22 protein-coding genes and 1 riboswitch are annotated in these 25,405 nt (G+C 31.1%); all 22 genes read left to right on the top strand.

What is annotated here, in order from left to right; translation table 11 throughout:
• Nucleotides 1-100: 100 nt before the first annotated feature.
• The 22 genes from GOQ29_RS13310 to GOQ29_RS13415 all read left to right on the top strand — a co-directional run bounded on the left by GOQ29_RS13310 (nucleotide 101) and on the right by GOQ29_RS13415 (nucleotide 25,394).
• Nucleotides 101-1,207 (top strand): DUF362 domain-containing protein, encoded by a 1,107-nt coding sequence (locus GOQ29_RS13310; RefSeq protein WP_203373154.1) that lies wholly within the window; start codon nucleotides 101-103, stop codon nucleotides 1,205-1,207.
• A gap of 115 nt (nucleotides 1,208-1,322) precedes the next feature.
• Nucleotides 1,323-1,422, top strand: a riboswitch (glycine riboswitch).
• Between the two features lie 147 nt (nucleotides 1,423-1,569).
• Complete coding sequence (locus tag GOQ29_RS13315; protein WP_203373155.1) at nucleotides 1,570-1,935, top strand: GrdX family protein; 366 nt, start codon at nucleotides 1,570-1,572, stop codon at nucleotides 1,933-1,935.
• Nucleotides 1,936-2,013: 78 nt separating this feature from the next.
• The gene (gene trxB / locus GOQ29_RS13320) at nucleotides 2,014-2,961 is read left to right on the top strand and encodes a thioredoxin-disulfide reductase (protein WP_203373156.1); all 948 of its coding nucleotides are present in this window, start codon (nucleotides 2,014-2,016) and stop codon (nucleotides 2,959-2,961) included.
• Between the two features lie 39 nt (nucleotides 2,962-3,000).
• Nucleotides 3,001-3,318: a thioredoxin TrxA gene (gene trxA, locus GOQ29_RS13325; protein ID WP_203373157.1), complete on the top strand. Its 318-nt coding sequence runs from the start codon at nucleotides 3,001-3,003 to the stop codon at nucleotides 3,316-3,318.
• 53 nt (nucleotides 3,319-3,371) lie between these two features.
• Complete coding sequence (locus tag GOQ29_RS13330; protein ID WP_203373158.1) at nucleotides 3,372-4,658, top strand: glycine/sarcosine/betaine reductase component B subunit; 1,287 nt, start codon at nucleotides 3,372-3,374, stop codon at nucleotides 4,656-4,658.
• 31 nt (nucleotides 4,659-4,689) lie between these two features.
• The gene (gene grdA / locus GOQ29_RS13335; RefSeq protein ID WP_203373159.1) at nucleotides 4,690-5,166 is read left to right on the top strand and encodes a glycine/sarcosine/betaine reductase complex selenoprotein A; all 477 of its coding nucleotides are present in this window, start codon (nucleotides 4,690-4,692) and stop codon (nucleotides 5,164-5,166) included.
• A gap of 35 nt (nucleotides 5,167-5,201) precedes the next feature.
• Nucleotides 5,202-6,509: a glycine reductase complex selenoprotein B gene (gene grdB / locus GOQ29_RS13340; protein ID WP_203373160.1), complete on the top strand. Its 1,308-nt coding sequence runs from the start codon at nucleotides 5,202-5,204 to the stop codon at nucleotides 6,507-6,509.
• Nucleotides 6,510-6,579: 70 nt separating this feature from the next.
• A complete protein-coding gene (gene grdC / locus GOQ29_RS13345) occupies nucleotides 6,580-8,115 on the top strand; it encodes a glycine/sarcosine/betaine reductase complex component C subunit beta (protein ID WP_203373161.1) in 1,536 nt (511 codons plus the stop codon).
• Nucleotides 8,116-8,129: 14 nt separating this feature from the next.
• Nucleotides 8,130-9,314 (top strand): glycine/sarcosine/betaine reductase complex component C subunit alpha, encoded by a 1,185-nt coding sequence (gene grdD, locus GOQ29_RS13350; protein WP_203373162.1) that lies wholly within the window; start codon nucleotides 8,130-8,132, stop codon nucleotides 9,312-9,314.
• A gap of 180 nt (nucleotides 9,315-9,494) precedes the next feature.
• Nucleotides 9,495-10,559: a BMP family lipoprotein gene (locus GOQ29_RS13355; RefSeq protein ID WP_203373163.1), complete on the top strand. Its 1,065-nt coding sequence runs from the start codon at nucleotides 9,495-9,497 to the stop codon at nucleotides 10,557-10,559.
• 113 nt (nucleotides 10,560-10,672) lie between these two features.
• Nucleotides 10,673-12,172: an ABC transporter ATP-binding protein gene (locus GOQ29_RS13360; RefSeq protein ID WP_203373189.1), complete on the top strand. Its 1,500-nt coding sequence runs from the start codon at nucleotides 10,673-10,675 to the stop codon at nucleotides 12,170-12,172.
• Nucleotides 12,162-13,304, top strand: a complete 1,143-nt coding sequence (locus GOQ29_RS13365) for an ABC transporter permease (RefSeq protein WP_203373164.1) — start codon at nucleotides 12,162-12,164, stop codon at nucleotides 13,302-13,304. Before GOQ29_RS13360 ends, GOQ29_RS13365 begins: the two co-directional genes overlap by 11 nt.
• Complete coding sequence (locus tag GOQ29_RS13370) at nucleotides 13,294-14,226, top strand: ABC transporter permease (protein WP_203373165.1); 933 nt, start codon at nucleotides 13,294-13,296, stop codon at nucleotides 14,224-14,226. The genes GOQ29_RS13365 and GOQ29_RS13370 overlap by 11 nt, the downstream gene beginning before the upstream one ends.
• 138 nt (nucleotides 14,227-14,364) lie before the next feature.
• A complete protein-coding gene (gene rpoN / locus GOQ29_RS13375; protein WP_203373166.1) occupies nucleotides 14,365-15,747 on the top strand; it encodes an RNA polymerase factor sigma-54 in 1,383 nt (460 codons plus the stop codon).
• 207 nt (nucleotides 15,748-15,954) lie between these two features.
• The gene (locus tag GOQ29_RS13380) at nucleotides 15,955-16,980 is read left to right on the top strand and encodes a sugar-binding transcriptional regulator (protein ID WP_203373167.1); all 1,026 of its coding nucleotides are present in this window, start codon (nucleotides 15,955-15,957) and stop codon (nucleotides 16,978-16,980) included.
• A gap of 41 nt (nucleotides 16,981-17,021) precedes the next feature.
• Nucleotides 17,022-18,035 carry a type I glyceraldehyde-3-phosphate dehydrogenase gene (gap, locus tag GOQ29_RS13385; RefSeq protein ID WP_203373168.1) on the top strand — a complete coding sequence of 338 codons (1,014 nt, stop codon included), beginning with the start codon at nucleotides 17,022-17,024 and terminating at the stop codon, nucleotides 18,033-18,035.
• 83 nt (nucleotides 18,036-18,118) lie between these two features.
• Nucleotides 18,119-19,312 carry a phosphoglycerate kinase gene (locus tag GOQ29_RS13390; RefSeq protein ID WP_203373169.1) on the top strand — a complete coding sequence of 398 codons (1,194 nt, stop codon included), beginning with the start codon at nucleotides 18,119-18,121 and terminating at the stop codon, nucleotides 19,310-19,312.
• Between the two features lie 12 nt (nucleotides 19,313-19,324).
• Nucleotides 19,325-20,071: a triose-phosphate isomerase gene (gene tpiA / locus GOQ29_RS13395; protein WP_203373170.1), complete on the top strand. Its 747-nt coding sequence runs from the start codon at nucleotides 19,325-19,327 to the stop codon at nucleotides 20,069-20,071.
• 14 nt (nucleotides 20,072-20,085) lie between these two features.
• Nucleotides 20,086-21,621, top strand: coding sequence for a 2,3-bisphosphoglycerate-independent phosphoglycerate mutase (gpmI, locus tag GOQ29_RS13400; protein ID WP_203373171.1), 1,536 nt, complete (start codon nucleotides 20,086-20,088; stop codon nucleotides 21,619-21,621).
• A 25-nt stretch (nucleotides 21,622-21,646) separates the two neighbouring features.
• Nucleotides 21,647-22,936, top strand: a complete 1,290-nt coding sequence (gene eno, locus GOQ29_RS13405; protein ID WP_203373172.1) for a phosphopyruvate hydratase — start codon at nucleotides 21,647-21,649, stop codon at nucleotides 22,934-22,936.
• 175 nt (nucleotides 22,937-23,111) lie between these two features.
• Nucleotides 23,112-23,351 (top strand): preprotein translocase subunit SecG, encoded by a 240-nt coding sequence (secG, locus tag GOQ29_RS13410; RefSeq protein WP_350446031.1) that lies wholly within the window; start codon nucleotides 23,112-23,114, stop codon nucleotides 23,349-23,351.
• A gap of 33 nt (nucleotides 23,352-23,384) precedes the next feature.
• On the top strand, nucleotides 23,385-25,394 hold the full coding sequence (locus tag GOQ29_RS13415; protein WP_203373173.1) for a sodium-translocating pyrophosphatase: 2,010 nt from the start codon (nucleotides 23,385-23,387) through the stop codon (nucleotides 25,392-25,394).
• The last annotated feature ends 11 nt before the right edge of the window (nucleotides 25,395-25,405 follow it).

A 25,405-nucleotide genomic window follows, 5' to 3' on the forward strand; every position in this document is an offset into this window, starting at 1 on the left:
AAAAAGATAAGGTATAAAATACCTTATCTTTTTATTTTTTAAATTTATATAATATAATATATTATATTATATTATTTATAAAAGATAGGGAGGTTTTTGTATGAAAGATAATGTATATTTTATAAATTTCAGGTCTGATAGTGAGAGAAATAACATACATAATAAGATAAAAAGGTTGTTTGAAAAATCGGGAATGAAAAATGTATTGACTGAAGGAGATTTAACTGCAATAAAAGTACATTTTGGAGAAAAAGGTAGACATGCTTATTTACATCCAACTTTTGTAAGACAAATTGTGGATAAGGTTAAGGAATATGGAGCCAATCCATTCTTAACAGATACTAATACTCTTTATACAGGTAGTAGAACGAATAGTGTAATACATATGAATACAGCAATAGAAAATGGATTTGCATATTCGGTAGTAAATGCCCCAATAATTATAGCAGATGGAGTGTATAGTAAGAATTCTATAGATGTTGAAATTAATAAAAAGCATTGTAAAACAGCTAAAATAGCAGGGGATATATATAATTCTAATTCTATGATTGTATTAAGTCATGTGAAAGGACATGGTATGGCTGGATTTGGTGGAACAATAAAGAATTTAGCGATGGGATGTGCCTCAGCTAGTGGGAAACAAATACAGCATTCTGATGCAAAGCCAAGAGTTACTGAAGAAAAGTGTATCTCTTGTGGAATTTGTATAAAAAATTGCCCTGTGAATGCAATAGAAATGAAGAAAAAAGCATTTATAAATCATGATATTTGTATAGGATGTGGAGAATGTACTACTGTATGCCCTAAAAGAGCAATAGATGTTCAATGGGAGACAGATGATAATGTATTTTTAGAAAAAATGGCTGAATATGCATATGGAGCAGTAAAAGATAAGAAAGGTAAGATAGGATATATTAATTTTATTATGAATGTTACACCATTGTGTGATTGTGTTCCTTGGAATGATACACCTATAGTTAATGATATTGGTATACTAGCTTCTTTTGATCCAGTAGCTATTGATAAAGCTAGTATAGATTTAATTGATCAGGCTTTAGGAAATAAAAATAGTAAGTTATCCAATGATTATGAAATAGGCACCGATAAGTTTAGATCAATACATAATATTGATGGAAAAAAAATATTAGATTACTGTGAAGAGATAGGATTAGGGAATAAGAAATATGAGTTGATAGAAATAAAATAAGAGAAATTTTAATTATAGATAAAAATTTAACAAAAAAATGCTTTTTTTATGAAAAAGTAATTGTATTAAAGATATCAATATATTATAATGTGAGTATAGAAATTAATATTGCTGTATGAAGAAAACGGAAGAGACCATGTATTGGCGCCGAAGGGGTAAGTTATAATAAGCCATATTATAATGAAACTTTCAGGCAAAAGGACCGTTTTTGGACAGAACTCTGAAGAGCGAAAGCACCGAAGGAGCAATTCCTAGATTAGGAAGAATCTCTCAGGTTTGTAACAGAGCATAGGCGTCTAGGGTGTCTATGTTCTTTTTTAGTTGAGAAAATAAACCTTTTCCTAAATAGGAGGGAGGTAATTATGAAAAAAATAATAACTAATAATATTTTAGTAAATAATAAGTATTCAAAATATTATGAAGTAGAATATTTTGATATAGATTACATTGAGGTTTTGAAAAAGGTGAGAGATTGTATACATATGGGTCATAAATTATTATCTCATCCATTATCTGGAAGTGTGAAACCTAATGAAACTCCTTATAAATCAGTTATAATTTCTAAGGAAAAGGAAGAACTAGATATCAATTCATTGATGGTAATTGAAGAAAGTATTCAAACTGCTGATAAATTTATAAATAAAATTGGTAGAGTTAATTTTAAGGATAAAGTAGATGAAGATTTTCAAATTGTTGATTTATCATTGATTGATGGATGTTTTAAATAATAATTGGATTATATTTTAAAATATCTTGAATGGGTATAATATATTATGGTAATCAAATATAAAAAGGAGTTGAGTTTAATGGAAAAAACGTATGATGTTGTAATAATAGGATCTGGTCCAGCTGGACTTTCTGCTGGATTATATGCAGGAAGAGCAAGATTAAATACTTTGATATTGGAAAAAGAAAAAGCTGGGGGACAGATAGTTACTACAGAGGAAATAGAAAACTATCCAGGATCAATAGAAGATCCTACAGGACCTAAATTAATTGCAAGAATGGTTGAGCAAGTAGATAGCTTTGGAGTGGAAAGAAAAACTGATGAGATAAAAGAGATAAATCTAGAAGATAAGATAAAAGTTGTTAAGGGAGATAAAGGTGAATATAAAGCCAAATCTGTAATAGTAGCTACAGGAGCAAAACCTAGACTGCTAGGAGCAAAAGGAGAAAAAGAACTTACTGGAAAAGGAGTATCTTATTGTGCTACTTGTGATGCAGCATTCTTCCAAGATTTTGATGTGTATGTGATTGGTGGAGGAGATACAGCAGTTGAAGAATCTTTATTCATATCAAAATTTGCTAGAAAAGTTACTATTGTTCATAGAAGAGATGAATTAAGAGCAGCTAAATCAATTCAAGAAAAAGCATTTAAAAATGATAAAATAGATTTTATTTGGAATACAGAAGTAAAAGAAATCAAAGGTGACGGTATTGTTGAATCAATGATATTAAGAAATAGAGAAACTGGAGAAGAAAAAGAAATTGTAGCAAATGAAGAAGATGGTATGTTTGGAATATTTGTAATGGTTGGATATATTCCACAAACTGAATTATTTAAAGGAACAATAGATATGGATGATAGAGGTTATATAATTGGTGATGAGAATATGAATACTAATATATCAGGAGTTTTTGTTGCTGGAGACTGTAGAAAGAAAAGCTTAAGACAGGTTGTAACTGCAACATCAGATGGTGCTATTTCTGCAATTCAAGCAGAAAAATATATTGAAAATAATTTTGGAGAATAATTATTTTCCTATTTTATAATAAATTAAGGAGGTTATGAGATGTTAGATGTAGATAAAAAGACATTTGAAGAAGAAGTTTTACAAGCTGAAGGGTATGTGCTTGTAGATTTTTGGGGGAAAAGCTGTGAACCATGTAAAGCTTTAATGCCTCATGTAGAAGAATTAGAGAATAAATATGGTGAAGATGTGAAATTTGTTAAACTCGATACTTCATCAGCAAGAAGATTAGCAATAAAGCAAAAGGTATTAGGACTCCCTACGATTACAATATATAAAGGTGGAGAAAAAGTTGACGAATTAACTAAGGATGATGCTAAACCAGAAAAAATTGAAGAAATGATTAAAAAATATATATAAATTTTCTAAGACTATATATAGTCTTAGTCAAACAAAAAGAGGAGGTGAAATGTATGCGCCTGGAATTAGGCAATATCCTTATAAAGGATATACAATTTGGAAAAGGAACAAAGATTGTTGATGGCGTACTTTATGTGAACAAAGAAGAACTCACTAATTTATTATTAGAAGATGAGAATATCGTAGATGTGAGCATAGAGATGGCTAGACCAGGTGAAAGCATTAGAATTACACCTGTAAAGGATGTAATTGAACCTAGAGTTAAGGTAGAAGGTCCAGGGAGTATTTTCCCGGGAGTATTATCAAAGGTGGAAACAGTAGGGACTGGTAGGACTCACGTTCTTAAAGGAGCTGCAGTTGTTACAACAGGTAAAATTGTTGCATTCCAAGAGGGAATCGTGGATATGACTGGTCCGGGAGCTGATTACACACCATTTTCTAAATTAAATAATGTTGTTATTTCTTGTGATGTGAAGGAAGGATTAAAACAACATGAACACGAAAAAACATTAAGGATGGTAGGATTAAAGTCTTCTAAATATTTAGGTGAAGTTGGTAGAAATGTTGAGCCAGATGAAGTAAATACTTATGAGACATTACCATTAATAAAAAGTATAGAAAAATATCCAGAGCTTCCAAAGGTTGCATATGTACAAATGCTTCAGAGTCAAGGTTTGATGCATGATACGTATATATATGGAGTAGATGCAAAGAAAACATTATCTACATTAATTAATCCAACCGAAATAATGGATGGTGCAATAATTAGTGGAAATTGTGTTTCTGCATGTGATAAGAACACAACTTATCATCATTTAAACAATCCAGTAATTCATGATTTATTTGAAAAACATGGTAAAGAAATAAATTTTGTTGGTATGATTATCACTAATGAAAATGTATATCTTGCTGATAAAGAAAGATCTTCTAACTGGACAGCTAAATTAGCTGAATATCTTGGGGTAGATGGAGTTATAATATCTCAAGAAGGGTTTGGTAATCCAGATACTGATTTAATCATGAATTGTAAAAAGATTGAAGAGAAAGGCATAGATACTGTAATAATTACAGATGAATATGCTGGAAGAGATGGTGGAAGTCAATCTCTCGCAGATGCTGATCCTAAAGCTGATGCAGTTGTAACTGGTGGAAATGCTAATGAAGTTATTAAATTACCACCAATGAATAAGATTATAGGAGATATTAGTGTTGTGGATAAAATTGCAGGAGGCTTTGATGGAAGTCTTGAGGATGATGGTAGTATAGTTGTAGAGATACAGGCTATAACTGGAGCTACTAATGAATTAGGTTTCAATGAGTTAACAGCTAAAGGATTTTAATTTAAAATTAGAAAAAGAAAGGATGTTATAGATGAGCTTATATGATGGTAAAAAAGTAGTCATCATAGGGGACAGAGATGGCATACCAGGTCCTGCTATGGAAGAATGCTTAAAGTCAACAGGAGCAGAAATAGTATTTTCATCAACTGAGTGTTTTGTCTGAACTGCCGCAGGAGCAATGGACTTAGAAAATCAAAAAAGGGTTAAAGAAATAACTGAAAAACATGGTGCAGAAAATGTAATCGTTGTTTTAGGTGCTGCTGAAGCAGAAGCTGCAGGATTAGCTGCAGAAACTGTAACAGCTGGAGACCCAACTTTTGCAGGTCCATTAGCAGGAGTCCAGTTAGGACTTAGAGTATATCATGCCGTTGAACCACAATTTAAAGATGAAGTAGATTCTGATGTATATGAAGATCAAATCGGAATGATGGAGATGGTTCTTGAAGTAGACGAAATCATTGAAGAAATGACAGATATTAGAGAAGAGTTTTGTAAATTTGATGATTAATAAATATACCCGAAAATTTTGAGAGGGGGGAAATAATGAGTAAAATAAAAATAGTACATTATATTAATCAGTTTTTCGCTGGTATTGGTGGTGAAGAAAAAGCAGATTATAAGCCAGAGGTGAGAGAGTCAATTGTAGGTCCTGGTATGGAGTTTAATAAAAGATTTGGTGATGAAGCTGAAATAGTAGCTACCATAATATGTGGAGATTCATATTTTAATGAAAATATTGATAAAGCGAAATCTGAAATTATTGACATGGTAAGAAAGTATAGGCCTGACTTATTTATTGCAGGTCCTGCCTTCAATGCTGGAAGATATGGTGTAGCATGTGGAACTATAGCTAATGCAGTAAAAGAAGAGCTTAGTATACCGGTATTAAGCGGTATGTACGAGGAAAATCCTGGTGCTGATATGTTTAAGAAGGATATTTATATAATGCATACAAAAAATAGTGCTGCAGGAATGAGAAAAGCTATTAAAACTATGGCTCCTTTTGCAATTAAACTTGCTAAGGGAGAAGATATTGGTTCCCCAAATGAAGAAGGATATATGGCTAGAGGAAATAGGAAAAATTATTTTGCTGATAAGAGAGGGTCTACTAGAGCTGTAGATATGCTTATCAAAAAGCTAAATAAAGAAAAGTATGAAACTGAATTTCCAATGCCAAATTTTGATAGAGTAGATCCAAATCCTGCTATCAAAGATATATCTAAATCAAAGGTTGCTTTAGTGACTTCAGGCGGTATTGTTCCTAAAGGAAATCCTGATCATATAGAATCATCTAGTGCCTCTAAATATGGTAAGTATGATATTCAAGGAATTAGTGATTTAACTAGTGAAACTTATGAAACAGCTCATGGAGGGTATGACCCAGTTTATGCAAATGAAGATGCAGATAGAGTACTTCCTGTAGATGTATTAAGAGATTTAGAAAATGAAGGTAAAATAGGAGAACTTCATAGATATTTCTATACTACTACTGGAAATGGAACTGCTGTTGCTAGTGCTAAGGCATTTGCAGAAGAATTTGCTAAGGAGCTTATAGCTGATGGAGTAAATGCAGTTATATTAACTTCTACCTGAGGCACCTGTACACGTTGCGGTGCGACAATGGTTAAAGAAATTGAAAGAGCAGGTTTGCCAGTAGTTCATATGTGTACTGTAGTACCTATATCATTAACAGTTGGTGCTAATAGAATTGTTCCAACTATTGCAATTCCTCATCCCTTAGGAGATCCAAACTTAGATAAAGATGAAGAAAAAGCTTTAAGAAAAAGTTTGGTTGAAAGAGCATTAAAAGCTCTTGAAATTGAAGTTGATGGTCAAAAAGTATTTGAATAAAATTATAAGGGTGATAGAAATATCACCCTTTTTTAAAACATCTAATTAATAATTTTCGGAGGTGAATATCATGTCATATTCAGTAATAAAAGGGTCATCTTATGTATTAGTGCATACACCAGATATGGTAATGCATAATGGTACTACTCAAACTATAGAAAGACATGTAAATCCAGAATCAGAATATCTAAAAAAAATTGATAAACATTTAAGAAGTTATGATGAAGTCATTAGTTATCCTGCAAATCAAACTTATATAGGTAATATGACACCAGAAGAATTAAGAGATTATAATCTTCCATGGTATGATAAGAAAATTGAAGGAGCAGACAGATATGGTAAATTTGGTGAAATAATGCCTCAAGATGAATTCATAGGTCTAATGAAGATAGTCGATGTATTTGATCTTGTAGTATTAGAAAGTTCTTTTATAAATACTATAAAAGATAAGTTGACTAAACATCCTATATTTACGAATGAGCTTATAGAGAAATTAAAAGATGGTGAAGAAATATCAATTATAGAAAAAGAAATAAAAGAGAATCATGCAGAAGCTCTATACAATGATGGAAATGTAGTAGGATGTATTAAAAGAGCTCATGACATTGATCCAAATCTTAATGCTCATGTAATATTTGAAAATTTAGTTGTTAAAGCTTCAGGAGTATTATCTATGCTTAATTTATTAGAAAAAAATAGTATTAATCCAGAAGATATTGACTATGTTATAGAATGTTCAGAAGAAGCATGTGGAGATATGAATCAGAGAGGTGGAGGGAATTTTGCTAAATCGATAGCAGAGATATCAGGTTGTATAAATGCTACAGGTTCAGATACAAGAGGTTTTTGTGCAGCTCCTACTCATTCATTAATAGAAGCAGCTGCATTAGTTCAATCGGAAATTTATGAAAATGTAGTTATTGTTGCTGGTGGTGCTACTGCTAAATTAGGTATGAATGGTAAAGATCATATAAAGAAAGATATGCCTATATTAGAGGATGTATTAGGAGGTTTTGCTATATTAGTAAGCAAGAATGATGGAGTTAATCCTATTATAAGAACTGATTTAGTAGGAAGACATACAGTAGGGACTGGTTCTTCACCTCAAGCTGTTATTACATCTTTAATAACAACTCCATTAGATAAAGGAGATTTGAAAATTACAGATATAGATAAATATTCAGTGGAAATGCAAAATCCAGATATTACGAAACCGGCAGGAGCTGGTGATGTTCCTACATCAAATTATAAAATGATAGGTGCATTAGGAGTTAAGAGAAAAGAAATTGATAGAAAAGAATTAATGAATTTTGTAACTGGTCATGGTTTACCTGGATGGGCACCAACTCAAGGGCATATTCCATCAGGAGTTCCTTATGTAGGCTTTGCTAGGAAGGATATGCTTGATGGAAATATAAATAGAGCAATGATAGTAGGTAAAGGTAGTTTATTCTTAGGTAGAATGACTAATCTATTTGATGGAGTATCTGTAGTAATTGAAAAAAATAATGGTGTATTAGATGAAGCTACAGGAGTATCTGAAGAAAAAATCAGATCAATGGTGGCAGAAGCTATGAGAGATTTTGCATCACACCTATTAAAATAGTAGGGGGTGAAATTATGAATGAAGATAAAGTAAAAGGATTAATAGGAAAGATATTTAACGATATTGCTACTGGAATAGAAACTGGTAAATTTGCTGAGAAGATAAAAGTAGGTATAACATTATTAGGAAGTGAACATGGCATAGAAAATATTGTGAAAGGTGCAGAATTAGCTTCAGGAAGAAGTGGTTCTTATGAAGTTATTCTTATTGGTCCAAAAGTGGATACAAAATTGAAAATAGTAGAAGCTGAAACAGAAGAAGAACAACATAAAAAAATGGAGGAATTATTAGACTCTAAAGAAATAGATGCAGCTGTAACTATGCATTATAATTTTCCAATAGGTGTATCAACTGTAGGTAGAGTTATAACACCTGGGATAGGAAAGGAAATGTATATTGCTACAACTACCGGGACATCGTCTCCTCATAGGGTAGAAGCTATGGTAAAAAATGGTTTGTATGGTATTATTACAGCTAAATCAATGGGTATAAAAGAACCTTTAGTGGGAATTCTTAATGTAGATGGAGCAAGACAGGTTGAAAGAGCATTAAAAGAATTATCTGATAATGGATATGAAATTAATTTCTCTGAATCGATGAGGAAAGACGGTGGCTCCATAATGAGAGGAAATGATTTGCTTACTGGAACACCAGATGTGATGATTACTGATAGTTTGACAGGAAACCTTCTTATGAAGATATTTTCTTCTTTTAATACAGGAGGAAGTTATGAAGCTTTAGGATATGGATATGGTCCTGGAATAGGAGATGGATATAAGAAAAATATTCTTATACTTTCAAGGGCTTCAGGGATTCCTGTGGTAGCAAATGCTATTGAATATGCTGCTAAACTTGCTAAAGGTAATATTTTGGAAATATCTAAGGATGAACACAAGAAAGCAAAAGATGCAAAATATGAAGGTATTTTAAAAGCTTTAACTAAAGAAAAAAATAAATCTAGTAATTCTGATGAAGATATTGTAGCTCCTAAAAAAGAAATTGTAACTGGGTCCATATCAGGTATAGATATCATGGAGTTAGAAGATGCTGTTAAGGAATTGTGGAAAAATGGTATATATGCTGAGAGTGGTATGGGATGTACTGGACCTATAGTTATGGTTAATGAAGATAAATTATCAAAGGCTATTGAAGTGCTTAGAAAAGCAGAGTATACAACTCAAGAATCAGATCCATGTTAATTTTAAAGCATTAACGTAATGTATTATACAATTTTTAAAATCTATGCTATAATTTTTGTTAAGAGAATAAATAATTTTAATTATTTATTCTCTTAATTAATGGTTTAAAAGAACTTTTATTAGGATATAAATAATTCTAGATTAAAGTTCTAAATTTTTAAAAATTAAGGAGGGTATTAGATGTTGAAGAAATGTTTAGCATTATTATTAGTATTGGTATTAGCATTTTCTGTTGTAGCATGTAGTACACCAGATACAGATAATGATACTGATGATAATGGTTCTGATGCTGGTAATGATAATGAAGAAACAATGAGTATGGCAATGGTTACTGATACTGGAGGAATATCTGACCAATCTTTTAATCAGTCAGCTTGGGAAGGTCATCAAAAAGTAGAAAAGGAAATAGGATTTGATACTTCTTATAAGGAGTCAAGTAAGGATTCTGATTATGCTCCAAATTTAGAGGAACTTTTAGATCAAGGAAATGATTTAATTTGGGGTATAGGTTATAAAATGGCAGAAGATATTAAAGAGGCTGCTGAAATGAATGTAGACCAAAATTATGCAATTATTGATTTTGACTATGAAGATGAAACTCCAGATAATGTAGTTGGTGTATTATTTAGAGACGAGCAAAGTTCTTTTTTAGTAGGATACATAGCTGGAAAGATGACTGAAACTAATAAAGTAGGTTTTGTTGGAGGTCAAGCAGGAGCCGTAATTGATAGATTTGATTATGGATTCCATGCAGGAGTACAATATGCAAATTCAGATGTAGAAATACTTAGACAATATGCTGAATCATTTACAGATGCAGCTAAAGGAAAATCAATAGCTAACTCTATGTATCAAGATGGTGTAGATGTAGTATTCCATGCGGCTGGTGGAGTAGGTGATGGTGTTATAGAAGCAGCTAAAGAGCAAGATAAATGGGTAATTGGAGTAGATAGAGACCAAAATGATTTAGCTCCTGATAATGTATTAACATCAGCAATGAAGCGTATAGATTCTGCAGTATATAATATGGCTAAGGAATTACAAAATGGTGAATTCCCTGGTGGAGAAACTATTTATTATGGATTAGAAGATGGTGGAGTTGGTATTGCACCTACTTCTGATAAGCATGTTCCAGAGGATATTTTAGCTGAAGTTGAAGATATAAAACAAATGATTATAGATGGTGAAATTGAAGTACCATTTAATGAAGAAACTTATGAAGAATGGCAAGAGAATAACAAATAAGCTTTAATCTGATAAATACTAGACAGCTCAGGTTATGCCTGAGCTGTTTAGGCATTTTAGAATAGGAGGTTAATATATTGAGCAACATAGACTTTAATCATAAAGTTGTAGAAATGAAAAATATAACTAAAAAGTTTGGAGACTTTACAGCTAATGACAATATAAACCTTACAGTACACAAAGGAGAAGTTCATGCACTATTAGGTGAAAATGGTGCAGGTAAAACTACTCTTATGAATGTGCTTTATGGTCTGTATCAACCTACATCAGGAGAAATCTATATTAGAGAAGAAAAAACTAGTATAGAAGATCCAAATGTAGCCATTAAAAAAGGAATAGGTATGGTACATCAGCATTTCATGTTAGTTCAACCTTTTACTGTAGCGGAAAACATTATCTTAGGTATGGAAACAACAAGAGGAATAAGTTTAGACATGAAAAAAGCTGTGGAAGATGTAAAAAAATTATCAGATAAATATGGACTTTATGTAGACCCTAATGCTAAGATACAAGATATAAGCGTGGGTATGCAGCAAAGAGTTGAGATTCTTAAGGCTTTATATAGAGGTGCAGAAATACTTATATTAGATGAGCCTACTGCAGTATTAACACCTCAGGAGATTGAAGATTTAATAGAAATAATAAGAAGTTTAACAGAACAGGGAAAAACAATAATAATAATCACTCATAAGTTAAAGGAAATAAAAATGACTTCTAATTATTGTACAATAATTAGAAGAGGAAAACGTATAGATACTGTTAAAGTGTCTGAGACAAGCGAAGATGATTTAGCATCTAAAATGGTGGGAAGAGAAGTTAATTTTAAAGTAGTAAAAAAGGAAAGAGAAAAGGGGAACACAAGTATTAAGATAGATAATTTAGTAGTAAAAGATAATAGGGGAATTAATGCGGTAGATGGATTGTCCTTAGAGATAAATTCTGGAGAAATATTAGGTTTGGCGGGAATAGACGGAAACGGGCAATCAGAATTAATAGAAGCTTTAAATGGTTTAAGATATGTAGACTCAGGTAAAATTTTTATGAATGGAAAGGATATAACAAATAAATCACCAAAAGAAGTTTTAGATAATAATGTAGCAGTAATTCCTGAGGATAGGCAAAAAAGAGGATTAGTATTAGATTTTAGTATGGCAGAGAATATGATTTTAGAAAATTATCATAAGGAACCTTTTTCTAAAAGGGGAATCCTTAGTTATAATAATATAGAAAATTTTGCAAAAGATTTAATTAAGAGATTTGATGTTAGACCAGAGAATGAGAAAATAAAAGCTAAAGCATTATCTGGAGGAAATCAACAAAAAGTAATAATTGCAAGGGAAGTTACTAATGATCCTGATTTATTGATAGCATCACAACCAACTAGAGGGTTAGATGTGGGAGCTATAGAATATGTTCATAATGCATTGGTAGAACAAAGAGATAAAGGGAAGGCCGTTTTTTTAGTATCATTAGAGCTTGATGAGATAATGAATGTTTCAGATAGGATTGCAGTTATATATGAGGGAAAAATTGTTGGAATAATAGATGCTAAAGATGCAGACGAAAAAACCTTAGGCTTGATGATGGCAGGAGGTGGAAAAGATGGAGAATAATAGAGGGAATAAATATAGTATTAGACAGAGAATTTTATCTAGTAAATTAACATTTACAATACTTTCAATAATAATGGGTTTATTAGTTGGGGCAATAGTTCTTTTAATTGCTGGTTTTAATCCTGTCCAAGCTTATAGAATCATGATAGATGGAGTGTTTAGTAGGACTAAATATATATCTTATGCAATTATATATGCAACACCATTAATAATAACAGGACTTTCAGTTACTTTTGCTTTCAGAACAGGATTATTTAATATTGGAGCCGAGGGACAATATATTATAGGTGCTTTAGTTGCAACATTAATTGGTTACTTTTTAGAATTACCTTTAGTTATACATGTTATAGTGGTGTTTTTATTTGCTGCTATTGCAGCAGGCCTTTGGGGTGGAATAGCAGGGTTTCTAAAAGCAAAGTTTGGTGTTCATGAGGTTATAGCAACTATAATGCTTAATTGGATAGCATTATATTTAAATAATTATTTAGTAATGAGACCATTTTTAAGAAGACCAGAAAGTGAATCTTCTTATGATATTCTAGACAGTGCAAGTATAACTATATTAGAAAAGTGGAAATATAGTGAAACAGGAAGAGAATGGCTTAGTGCACATCCATATATAAAGGATTTTTTATCGGCACCTGCTAATTTAGGATTTATTATAGCTATATTATTAGCTATATTAGTATGGTATATATTAAATAGAACTACTTTAGGATATGAATTAAGAGCAGTAGGATTTAATAAAGATGCTGCTGAATATGGTGGTATTAAAGTAGAAAAAAGTATTATAACTTCTATGATGATTGCAGGTGCGTTAGCAGGTAGTGCTGGTGCATTACAAGTAATGGGAGTAACTAAAAATGTAATAATGCTTCCTGTAATGGAAGGATATGGCTTTGATGGTATAGCAGTTGCACTTATAGGTGGAACTACAGCTATTGGCAATATATTCTCCGGGTTGTTGTTTGGAGCATTGCAATATGGTGGACCTAAGATTCAACCTCCTTTAGGAGCTCCTTCAGAGGTAGTAGATATTATGATAGGAACTATAGTACTGTTTATAGCAATACCAAAATTATTTAAGATAATTATGAATGCTAGAAAACGAGGTGAAAAAAATGCTAAATGATATAGGTTTTATAATAGGAACCTCATTGATGTATGCAGCTCCTTTATTATTTACGGCATTGGGAGGAGTTATATCTGAAAATTCCGGAGTTGTTAATATTGGATTAGAAGGCATGATGACTATAGGAGCTTTTATAGGTGCAGCTGTAGGCTATTATGTAGGAAATCCTTGGATAGCGTTTATAGCAGCAGGATTAGCAGGAGGTATATTTGCATTATTACATGCTATAGCTTCTGTAACATTTCATGCAGACCAAGTAGTATCTGGTATAGCAATTAATTTTTTAGGGCCTGGTGTAGCATTATTTATTAGTCGTCTTTTATTTAATGGTTCTACAATGACTAAATCATTGAGTTTTTCAGCCAAGATGCCTAGACCATTAAACGGTCTATTCAGATCAAATTCATTTTCTGATATAATTTTTAATCAGTATGCTACTGTATATTTAGCTTTTATATTAGTCTTTGTTATGTGGTATACATTATATAAAACTAAATTAGGATTGAGAATTAGAGCAGTAGGAGAACATCCAGCTTCAGCAGATACATTAGGTGTAAGTGTAACAAAAATTAGATATTTTGGAGTTATATTATCAGGTATTTTAGCAGGTTTTGGTGGTGCTGCTATGAGTATAGCTGTTGTTTCCAATTTTAGACCTACTTTGATATCTGGACAAGGATTTATAGCTCTTGCAGCAGTAATATTTGGTAAATGGAAACCACAAGGAGCTATGTGGGCTTGTTTATTATTTGGTGCAGCTCAAGGATTAACAGTATATCTTGGGGGTGCTGGTGTAATAAACATATCATCACAATTGTTAGCAATGTTACCTTATGTGTTAACATTAGTAGTGCTTGTAGGTTTTGTAGGTAAATCCGTTGCTCCTGCAGCTAGTGGTGAAGCATATGAGAAAGGTGAATAAAAAGTCAAGGTGATCATTAATGATCGCCTTAATTTTTTATTTTTCTATCATTGTTATTTGAGAAAGCTTGGTCTTTTGGTATAATAGAAGTAGGATAACATATATATACTATATATAGAATAGTTTGAGGTGAATTATATGAGATTGGGATTTGATTTATCTTTACAACAGACCCAAAAATTAGTAATGACTCCTGAATTAAGACAGGCTATTAAGCTATTACAATTTAATAGTATTGAGCTTAGGGAATATTTAGATGCTGAGATGGAGATTAATCCTTTAATAGAAATGGAAATAAAGAATAATAAAGAGAATATAGATATTGATAAGATTTCTGATAAAATGGAAAATGATATTGATTGGAAAGAATATGCAAATCAATATGATGATATTAGTTATAGAAGTAGTTATATAAAATCTAAAGAATATAACTATGAAAATTTTATTTCTAAGGAAAGATCTTTGAAGAAGCATTTATTATTTCAGTTAGATTTAACAATATTTAATAAGAATGATAAAAGTATAGGAAAACAAATAATTGAAAATATAAATAATAATGGATATCTATCTATAAGTATTGAAGACATAGCTTCTGAGATAAATGTAAGCAAAGATAAAGTTCAGAATATATTAGAAATTATACAAACTTTTGATCCTTTAGGAATAGGAGCAAGGGATTTGAAAGAGTGTTTAAAGATACAATTAAGGGCTAAAAATTATGATAGCTCAGATATATTGTCAATAATAGATAATTATTTAGAGGATGTAGCTAGTAATAGATTAAATAAGATAGCTAAAGATTTAAATCTAGGCATTAAAAGGGTACAGGGAATATGTGATATTATAAAGACATTAGAACCTAAACCTGGAAGAGGTTTTCCTAGTGATGATGAAGAGACTAAATATGTTACTCCTGATGTTATTTTAGAAAAGATTGATGGGGAATATGTAATAATTATAAACGATATAACGGCTCCTAGATTATCTATAAATAGTTTCTATAAAAACATGTTAAGTACTCAAGTAAATAATGATATATCTAAATTTATAAACAATAAATTAAATTCAGCAATGTGGTTAATAAAAAGTATAGAACAAAGAAGAATGACTATATATAAAGTAGTAAATGCAATCGTGAAATTTCAGAGTGATTTTTTTGAAAAAGGTCATAAATTTTTAAAACCTTTAACATTAAAGGAAATAGCAGATGATATTGATATGCATGAATCAACAGTAAGTAGAGCTACAAATGGTAAATATATTCAAACTGCTAGAGGAATGTTTGAATTAAAGTATTTTTTCTCTAGTGGAATAAATACAGAAGAAGGAGGAGTAGCTTCAACTGGCATAAAGAGTATGATAAAGGATCTTATAGATAAAGAACATTCAAAAAAACCATTAAGTGATCAAAAAATTGCAGATATATTAAAGAAAAAAAATATAAAAATTTCAAGAAGAACTGTAGCTAAATATAGAGATGAATTGAATATTCCATCATCATCAAAACGTAGGAGATATTAAAAGATTTAGTTTTAACTAAATCTTTTTCTTTATTACCTTGAAATTTTTAAAGCATTAAATTATAATTAATTGTAAAGGGGTAGTTGTAAAAATATTTTTTTGTGATATATGGGACAGAGACAAATCACACGGGACATATATAGACCCATCAATATAGTGAAAATAAATTTAAATGGATATTTAAATTTATTGTCAGGAGTGTAAATTATGAATGACATCATTAATTTTCAGAAAAAGATTATACCTGAAATGATAGAATTATTAGATAAGAGATATAATATTTTAAGAATTATATATCATAACAGACCAATTGGTAGAAGAACATTAGCTAATTATTTGAATCTAGGTGAAAGAGTTGTTAGAAGCGAAGTTAATATTCTTAAGAAACAAAAATTGTTAGAAGTTAAGTCTATGGGTATGAATATTACTGAAGATGGAGTTAAAATCATTGAAGATTTAAAGGAGTTTATGTACCAATTAAAAGGTTTATCAAATTTAGAAGATCAATTAAAGGAAATTCTTGATTTGAAAGATATATTTGTAGTACAAGGAGATTTTGACAAAGACCAATATGTTTTATCTGATATCGGAAATGAAGCATCACGACACATATTTAATGTAATAGATGATAATAATATATTAGGTATAACTGGTGGTACTACAATGGCTAAAATAGCTGAAGAGATGCCAGATAATAATTCTGTTAAGGACATATTAGTATTACCTGCAAGGGGTGGGATTGGTAGAAATTTAGAAACTCAGTCTAACAATATTTCTGCAAAAATTGCAGAGAAATTAGGAGGTAATTATAAATTATTACATATACCAGATAATATAGGTAGAGAAGCTTTAGATACTTTGATGAAATTTGATGAGATAAAATCTTTGATTGATTCTATAAAAAAAATAGATGTTTTAGTGTTTGGAATAGGAAGATCAGATACGATGGCTCAAAGAAGAAATTTGTCTAAAGATGTTATAGAATCATTAGAGAATAAAGGTTCAGTAGCTGAGGCTTTTGGTTATTATTTCAATATCAAAGGAGAAATAATAATGGAATCCAATACGGTAGGACTTAATTTAGAGGATTTTAAAAATATTAAAAATGTAATAGGTGTTGCTGCAGGAAGTAGAAAAGCTGAATCTATAATTGCCATTGCAGCATTAAGAAATGATATAACTTTGATAATTGATGAAGGTGCTGCAAGAGAAATATTAGAGATAGTTAAATAAGCTTTAAGCTTAATAATATAAAAAATAAGGAGGAATTATTAATGACTATGAAAGTAGCAATTAATGGTTTTGGAAGAATAGGTAGAAATGTATTAAGAGTTGTTATGGAGGAGAATGTTAAAGATTTTGAAGTTGTAGCAGTTAATAATCCTGGGAAAGTAGAAGATTTAGCTCATTTATTTAAATATGATTCATGCTTCGGTAAATTTGACGGAGATGTATCTGTAGAAAGTGATACTATAACAATAAATGGAAATAAAATTAAAATTTTTGGTGAAAGAGATCCTGAAAAATTACCTTGGAAAGAGCTTGGAGTAGATTTAGTTATAGAATCAACAGGTGTATTTAGAGATAGGGAAGGTGCTTCTAAACATATTAAAGCAGGAGCAAAGAAAGTAGTTATATCAGCACCAGCTAAAGATGAAGATGTAACAATTGTTATGGGAGTAAATGAACAAGATTATGATAAAGATAGTCATAATATAATTTCAAATGCATCTTGCACTACTAACTGTTTAGCACCATTTGCGAAAGTTGTGTTAGATAAATTTGGTATTAAAAAAGGTCTTATGACTACAGTACATTCTTATACTAATGATCAAAAGATATTAGATGGAGGACATAAAGATTTAAGAAGAGCAAGAGCAGCAGCGGAATCAATTATACCTACTACTACAGGGGCTGCTAAAGCTGTAGGTCTTGTAATTCCTGAACTTAAAGGAATAGTGAATGGAATGGCTATGAGAGTACCTACACCAACTGTTTCAGTGGTTGATATAGTATTCGAATTGGAAAAATCAGCAACAGCTGAAGAAGTAAATAAGGCATTGAAAGAAGCGGCAGAAGGAGAATTAAAAGGTATATTAGGATATTCAGAAGAACCTTTAGTATCAGTAGATTATAGAGGAGATTCTAATTCATCAATTATTGATGCATTATCAACAATGACTGTAGGAGATAATATGGTAAAAATAGTATCATGGTATGATAATGAGTGGGGATATTCTTCAAGAGTTGTAGATTTAGCGAAATACATTGCTCAAAAAGGACTTTAATAATAAATTTTGACCGGTTATATAAATACTATATAACCGGTTTCACTAATAAGAATATTGATTAATTTAAAGGAGTGTAATTAATGCTTAATAAAAAATCTATAGAAGATTTAAATGTTTCAGGTAAAAGAGTATTAGTTAGATGTGATTTTAATGTTCCGATGGATAAAGATCAGAATATTACTGATGATAGAAGAATTAGAAGCGCATTGCCTACAATAGAGTACATAATTAAAAATGGTGGAAAAATTATATTAATGTCTCATTTAGGAAGACCTAAAGGTGAGGTTAAAAAAGAATTTAGTTTAGAACCTGTAGCAAAAAGATTAGCTAATTTATTGGGTAAAGAAGTTATGTTTGCCGATGATGATGAAGTGGTTGGAGAGAGTGCTAGAAAAGCTGTTTCGGAAATGAAAGATGGAGAGATAGTATTACTTCAAAATACTAGATTTAGAAAAGAAGAGAAGAAAAATGAAGAAAGCTTTGCTAAGGATTTAGCTTCTTTAGCGGATTTATTTGTTAACGATGCTTTTGGAACAGCTCATAGAGCTCATGCATCTAATGTAGGGGTAACGAAATTTTTACCTTCTGCAATGGGATATCTAGTAAAAAAAGAAATGGATATAATGGGGAAGGCTATTTCCAATCCTGAAAAACCATTTTTAGCTATATTAGGTGGAGCAAAAGTATCAGATAAAATTGGTGTTATTGAAAATCTATTAGAAAAAGTAGACAGTTTAATAATTGGAGGAGGTATGGCTTATACCTTTTATAAGGCAAAGGGATATGATGTAGGAACATCTTTATTAGAAGAAGATAAAGTAGATTTAGCTAAAGAATTAATGCAGAAAGCTGAAAATAAAGAAGTTAACCTATTATTACCTGTAGATAATGTTGTAGCGAAAGAGTTTAAGAATGATTCAGAGTATGAAACTGTTGACTCAAATAAAATTCCAGAAGACATGATGGGATTAGATATTGGAAATGGAACAATAGAATTATTTTCAAATGAGATTGAAAATGCAAAAACTATTGTATGGAATGGACCAATGGGTGTATTTGAAATGTCAAACTTTGCTAAAGGAACAAATGCAATAGCTAAAGCTTTAGCAAATTCAGATGCTATCACAATAATCGGTGGTGGAGATAGTGCTGCTGCTGTAGAAAAAACAGGGTTGAATGATAAAATGACTCATATATCTACTGGTGGTGGAGCTTCATTAGAATTATTTGAAGGTAAGGATTTACCAGGTATAGTAGCAATAGAAAATAAATAAGGGGGTTAGATTATGAGAAAACCAATTATTGCAGGAAACTGGAAAATGAATAAAACTATATCAGAAGGTATAGATTTTGTTAACAAGATTAAAGATTTAGGAGATAATACTGATGTTGAAGTATTAGTTTGTGTTCCATTTGTAGCTTTAGATAGTGTAAAAAAAGAATTAGGAATAAGTAATATTAAGCTAGGATCACAAAATATACATTGGGAAGAAAGTGGAGCTTATACTGGTGAAATATCTCCATTAATGCTTAAAGAAATAGGAATAGATTATGCTATTATAGGTCATTCTGAGAGAAGACAGTATTTTAATGAAACTGATGAAACAGTTAATAAAAGAGTAAAAGCTGCTTTGAAATATAATATTAAACCTATAATTTGTGTTGGAGAAACATTAGAAGAGAGAGAAGAAAACAAAGCTGAAGAAAAAGTAAAAACACAAGTGATAAATTCATTAGAAGGAATAAATGAAAATGAAATGAAAGATATAGTATTTGCTTATGAACCTATATGGGCTATAGGAACAGGGAGAACTGCTTCCAGTGAAGATGCAAATGAGATGATATCCTTTATTAGAAATATAATAGAAGAAAAATATAATGAAAAAATAGCAGAGGGAATAAGAATTCAGTATGGAGGCAGTGTTAAGCCAGGTAATGTAAGAGAAATTATGAATCAACCAGATATAGATGGAGCCCTAGTTGGAGGAGCAAGTCTTAAAAAGGATGATTTTACTGACATTGTAAGGTTTTAACAAGGAGGTTAAGTATGTCAAAAAAATTAGCTGCAATAATTATATTAGATGGATGGGGAATAGGTAAAGATTATGAAGGAAATGCCACTAAATTAGCTAATACTCCAAATTTTGATTCGTTTATAAAAAAGTATCCTAACACTAAATTAACAGCTAGTGGTGAAGCAGTGGGATTACCAAAAGGACAAATGGGTAATTCTGAAGTTGGTCATTTAAATATTGGTGCAGGAAGAATTGTATATCAGGAATTGACAAGAATAAATAAATCAATAGAAGATAATTCTTTTTATGATATATCTGAATTCAACAATGCTATAGATAAAGCGAAAAAAAATAATAAAAAATTACATTTATTAGGTTTATTTTCTCATGGAGGAGTTCATAGTCATAGTTCTCATCTTTATGCATTATTGAAGTTAGCAAAGAAAAAAGACTTTTTTAATGTATATATTCATTGTTTTCTAGATGGAAGAGATGTACCTCCTAAGAGTGCATTAAAAGATATAGAAGAATTAGAGGAAAAAATTCAGGAGATAGGAGTAGGGAAAATAGCTACTATTTCAGGAAGATATTATGCAATGGATAGAGATAAAAGATGGGAAAGAACTGAAAAAGCATATAATGCTATGTTATTAGGTGAAGGTTTGGAAGCAAAATCAGCAGAATTGGCTATAAAAAGTTCTTATGAGAATGATTTATCAGATGAATTTGTATTACCTACAGTTATAAAAGAAAATGATAAACCTATTACAATGATAGATGACAATGATTCAATTATTTTTTATAATTTTCGTCCAGATAGAGCAAGACAGATAACTAGAGCAATAGTAGATGAAGAATTTGAAGGATTTAATAGAAGGAAGAAAGTAAAGACAGAATATATAACAATGACTCAATATGATAAAACTATTGAAAATATTAAGATTGCATTTAAACCACAATCATATAAAAATACATTAGGTGAGTATATAAGTAGTAAAGGTATGAGACAATTAAGAATTGCTGAAACAGAAAAATATGCTCATGTAACGTTTTTTTTCAATGGTGGTGTAGAACAAGCTAATCCAGGAGAAGATAGAGTATTAATACCATCTCCTAAGGTAGCAACTTATGATCTTCAGCCTGAAATGAGTGTATATGAAGTTAAAGATAAAGTTATTAAAAAATTAAAGGAAGAAAATTATAATCTTTTAATCTTAAATTTTGCTAATCCTGATATGGTAGGACATACAGGAGATATAGAAGCAACTATAAAGGCTTTAGAATCTGTGGATGAGTGTCTAGGAGAAGTTGTAGATGAAATTGAAAGACAGAATGGAAAGGTTCTTATAACAGCAGATCATGGAAATTCAGAGGAAATGAGAAATCTTGAAACTGGAGATAAATTGACAGCTCATACAACAAATGAAGTTCCATGTATAGTTATCGGAGAAGAAAATGTTGAATTAAGAAAAGGAATTTTGGCTGATATTTCTCCTACAATATTAGATATGATGGGAGAGAGTATTCCCCAGGAAATGACAGGGAAATCACTTATATTAAAAAAATAAATTAAATTTTGAGGAGGAAAATAATATGGACATGATTATTGATATTTATGGAAGAGAAATTCTTGATTCAAGAGGGAATCCAACAGTAGAAGTAGAAGTTAGGACTGAAAATGGAGCTTTTGGTAGGGCAGCTGTACCTTCAGGTGCATCAACAGGAGCTTTTGAAGCAGTAGAATTAAGAGATGGAGAAAAGGATAGATATTTAGGTAAAGGAGTTAGTCAAGCGGTTGAAAATGTGAATGAAATTATAGCTCCTGAGCTTATTGGATTTGATATTACAGATCAAGTTGGAATAGATATGACAATGATAGAGTTAGATGGTACCGATAATAAAGGAAAATTAGGAGCTAATGCAATATTAGGTGTTTCTATGGCAGTTGCAAGAGCGGCGGCAGATACATTAGGGTTAGAATTATATCAATATCTTGGTGGAGTTAATGGTAAAACTTTACCAGTACCTATGATGAATATATTAAATGGTGGAGAACATGCAGATAATAATGTAGACATTCAAGAATTTATGGTAATGCCAGTAGGGGCTGAATCTTTTAAAGAAGGATTAAGAATGGGTTCTGAGATATTCCATAGTCTTAAAAAAGTATTAAAGGAAAAAGGACTTAATACTGCGGTAGGAGATGAAGGTGGATTTGCACCAAATTTATCATCAAATGAAGAAGCACTATCTACTATAGTTGAAGCTATAGAGAAAGCAGGATATAAACCCTATGAAGAAGTACGTTTAGCATTAGATGTGGCTGCTACGGAAATATATGATAAGGAAAGTAAAACATATAATTTAGCAGCAGAGGGTAAGAAATTAACTTCTGAAGAAATGATTAATTTTTATAGTGAATTAGTAGATAAATATCCAATAATCTCAATTGAAGATGGCCTTGATGAAGAAGATTGGGAAGGCTGGAAAATTATGACTGAAAAATTAGGTAACAAAATTCAGATAGTTGGTGATGATTTATTTGTTACTAATACCGAAAGATTATCAAAGGGTATAGAAAAAGGAGCAGCTAACTCAATATTAATTAAATTAAATCAAATAGGTACTATTACAGAAACATTAGATGCTATAGAAATGGCAAAAAGAGCAGGATATACTGCTGTGATTTCTCATAGATCAGGAGAGACGTCAGATAATACCATTGCAGATTTAGTGGTTGCTACTAATGCAGGACAAATTAAGACTGGTGCACCTTCTAGATCAGATAGAGTATCTAAATATAATCAGCTATTAAGATTAGAAGATTATTTATCTTCAACTGCAAGATATGATGGAATTGAAGTATTTTATAATTTAAAATAGATTTATTTAATTAGTTTAATAATATGAACCTTAGGATAAAATATTAATATTCTAAATTTGATAAATAATAAGGACATATGTCCTTATTATTTATTTTACCTGTGAATATCTTATTGATTTTATGCTATGCTTGTGTTAAAATAGGTTTGTTAATCGTATAGTAGGAGGTGGGAATGTGAGTACAGTAGCAATCGTATTTACAGTATTATTGATAATAGCAAGTATAATGTTAATAGTAAGTATCTTATTGCAATCAGGAAAAAGTGCAGGTTTATCAGGTAGTATAGCAGGTGGCGCAGAAAATGTTTGGGGGAAAAAGAAAGGTAGAGGTTATGAAGCTATACTTAGTAGAATAACTACTATTTCAGCTATTACTTTTATACTATCATCATTAATATTGGTTGCAGTACAATAGATAAAAAATTGAATAAAAAAGGAGGCTGTTAAATTGAATCTAATATACTTAGCACCAATAGTTGGTATATTGGCCTTATTATTTGCTCTATATAAAACAAATACAATAAATAGAGTAGATGTAGGTAACGAAAGAATGAAGGAAATTGCTTCTCATATACAAGAAGGAGCTATGGCATTTCTTTCAAGAGAGTACAAATCTTTGTCGATATTTGTAATAGTACTTTTCATAATTTTAACGATAGCTATAGATATACAAACAGCTATATCATTTATAGTAGGAGCTATATTCTCAGCATTAGCTGGTTTTTTTGGTATGAGAGTTGCTACTAAAGCTAATGTTAGAACAGCGAATGCAGCAAAAGAAAATGGAATGAATAAAGCCTTAAGTGTAGCATTCTCAGGAGGAGCAGTAATGGGAATGTCAGTGGTAGGATTAGGATTATTAGGAGTAGGAACATTATATTACTTATTTTCCAATAATGCAGAAGGATTAGAGCAAGCTCAACAAGCAGCTAGTTATATAACTGGATTTGGGCTAGGAGCATCATCAATAGCTTTATTTGGACGTGTAGGCGGAGGTATATATACTAAAGCAGCTGATGTAGGTGCTGACCTTGTAGGTAAAGTTGAAGCGGGAATACCAGAAGATGATCCAAGAAATCCAGCTGTTATAGCAGATAATGTTGGAGATAATGTTGGAGACGTAGCTGGTATGGGAGCTGACTTATTTGAATCATATGTTGGGTCAATCATATCAGCAATTACATTAGGACTTGTAGCTTATGCTGATAATTTTGATATGGCATTAAATGCAGCAGTTTTTCCACTTGTTTTAGCAGCAACAGGTATCATTGCCTCTATTATAGGAACATTTTTTGTAAGAGCGAATGAAAATTCAGATCCACAAAAGTCATTAAATATGGGTACTGCTATAAGTAGTGTTATAACAGTAGTAGTTGCATTTTTCTTAAGTAGAACATTATTAGACTCACTGTCACCTTTTAAAGCAATAGTAATAGGATTATTAGTTGGGCTTATAGTAGCTAAAATTACTGAGTATTATACATCTACAGAACATGGTCCAGTAAAAAGAATAGCTGATGAATCTGAAACAGGATCATCTACTAATATAATTAGTGGATTATCTGTAGGTATGCAATCTACTGCATTTCCTATATTAGTTATTGCTATAGGTATATTATTAGCATACAATGTAGCAGGATTATATGGTATTGCTTTAGCGGCTGTAGGTATGCTTTCTACTGCTGGTATGACTGTAGCTGTAGATGCTTATGGACCTATTGCTGATAATGCAGGAGGTATTGCAGAAATGTGTGAACTTCCTAGTGGAGTTAGAGAAATAACTGATAAGTTAGATGCTGTGGGAAATACTACAGCAGCTATTGGTAAAGGATTTGCCATTGGGTCAGCTGCATTGACATCATTAGCACTATTTGCATCTTATACAAAAGCAGTTGATTTAGAATTAATAAATCTTACTGAGCCTACAGTAATAGTAGGACTTCTTATAGGTGGTATGTTACCATTCTTGTTCTCTGCTATAACAATGAAGGCAGTAGGGAAAGCAGCATTTAGTATGATAGAAGAAGTTAGAAGACAATTTAAAGCAATTCCTGGACTTATGGAAGGAAAAGCTAAACCAGAATATAGAAAATGTGTTGATATAAGTACATCAGCAGCTCTTAAGGAAATGATTATTCCTGGTGTTTTAGCAGTTTTAGCACCATTAGCTACTGGTATTATTCTTGGTAAAGAAGCATTAGGAGGATTATTGGCAGGAGCCTTAGTTACTGGAGTTCTTATGGCAATATTCATGGCTAATTCTGGTGGTGCATGGGATAATGCTAAAAAGTATATTGAAGAAGGAAATCATGGAGGAAAAGGTAGTGAAGCTCATAAAGCAGCTGTTGTTGGAGATACAGTAGGAGATCCATTTAAAGATACTTCTGGACCTTCAATTAATATACTTATAAAACTTATGACTATTGTTGCATTAGTATTCGCACCATTATTTATATAGATATCAAATTT

Origin of the sequence: Anaeromonas gelatinilytica, assembly GCF_016820635.1 — a bacterium.
Taxonomy (GTDB): Bacteria; Bacillota; Clostridia; order Tissierellales; family SIT17; genus Anaeromonas; species Anaeromonas gelatinilytica.

Bases quoted from the DNA above. Each gene is read 5' to 3' on its own strand.
- GOQ29_RS13330 (WP_203373158.1), top strand. From the start codon at position 3,372: ATGCGCCTGGAATTAGGCAATATCCTTATAAAGGATATACAATTTGGA.
- GOQ29_RS13390 (WP_203373169.1), top strand. From the start codon at position 18,119: ATGCTTAATAAAAAATCTATAGAAGATTTAAATGTTTCAGGTAAAAGA.
- trxA (WP_203373157.1), top strand. From the start codon at position 3,001: ATGTTAGATGTAGATAAAAAGACATTTGAAGAAGAAGTTTTACAAGCT.
- GOQ29_RS13315 (WP_203373155.1), top strand. From the start codon at position 1,570: ATGAAAAAAATAATAACTAATAATATTTTAGTAAATAATAAGTATTCA.
- gpmI (WP_203373171.1), top strand. From the start codon at position 20,086: ATGTCAAAAAAATTAGCTGCAATAATTATATTAGATGGATGGGGAATA.
- rpoN (WP_203373166.1), top strand. From the start codon at position 14,365: ATGAGATTGGGATTTGATTTATCTTTACAACAGACCCAAAAATTAGTA.
- tpiA (WP_203373170.1), top strand. From the start codon at position 19,325: ATGAGAAAACCAATTATTGCAGGAAACTGGAAAATGAATAAAACTATA.
- grdC (WP_203373161.1), top strand. From the start codon at position 6,580: ATGTCATATTCAGTAATAAAAGGGTCATCTTATGTATTAGTGCATACA.
- gap (WP_203373168.1), top strand. From the start codon at position 17,022: ATGACTATGAAAGTAGCAATTAATGGTTTTGGAAGAATAGGTAGAAAT.
- GOQ29_RS13310 (WP_203373154.1), top strand. From the start codon at position 101: ATGAAAGATAATGTATATTTTATAAATTTCAGGTCTGATAGTGAGAGA.
- GOQ29_RS13355 (WP_203373163.1), top strand. From the start codon at position 9,495: ATGTTGAAGAAATGTTTAGCATTATTATTAGTATTGGTATTAGCATTT.
- trxB (WP_203373156.1), top strand. From the start codon at position 2,014: ATGGAAAAAACGTATGATGTTGTAATAATAGGATCTGGTCCAGCTGGA.
- GOQ29_RS13380 (WP_203373167.1), top strand. From the start codon at position 15,955: ATGAATGACATCATTAATTTTCAGAAAAAGATTATACCTGAAATGATA.
- GOQ29_RS13370 (WP_203373165.1), top strand. From the start codon at position 13,294: ATGCTAAATGATATAGGTTTTATAATAGGAACCTCATTGATGTATGCA.
- grdD (WP_203373162.1), top strand. From the start codon at position 8,130: ATGAATGAAGATAAAGTAAAAGGATTAATAGGAAAGATATTTAACGAT.
- GOQ29_RS13360 (WP_203373189.1), top strand. From the start codon at position 10,673: ATGAAAAATATAACTAAAAAGTTTGGAGACTTTACAGCTAATGACAAT.
- GOQ29_RS13365 (WP_203373164.1), top strand. From the start codon at position 12,162: ATGGAGAATAATAGAGGGAATAAATATAGTATTAGACAGAGAATTTTA.
- eno (WP_203373172.1), top strand. From the start codon at position 21,647: ATGGACATGATTATTGATATTTATGGAAGAGAAATTCTTGATTCAAGA.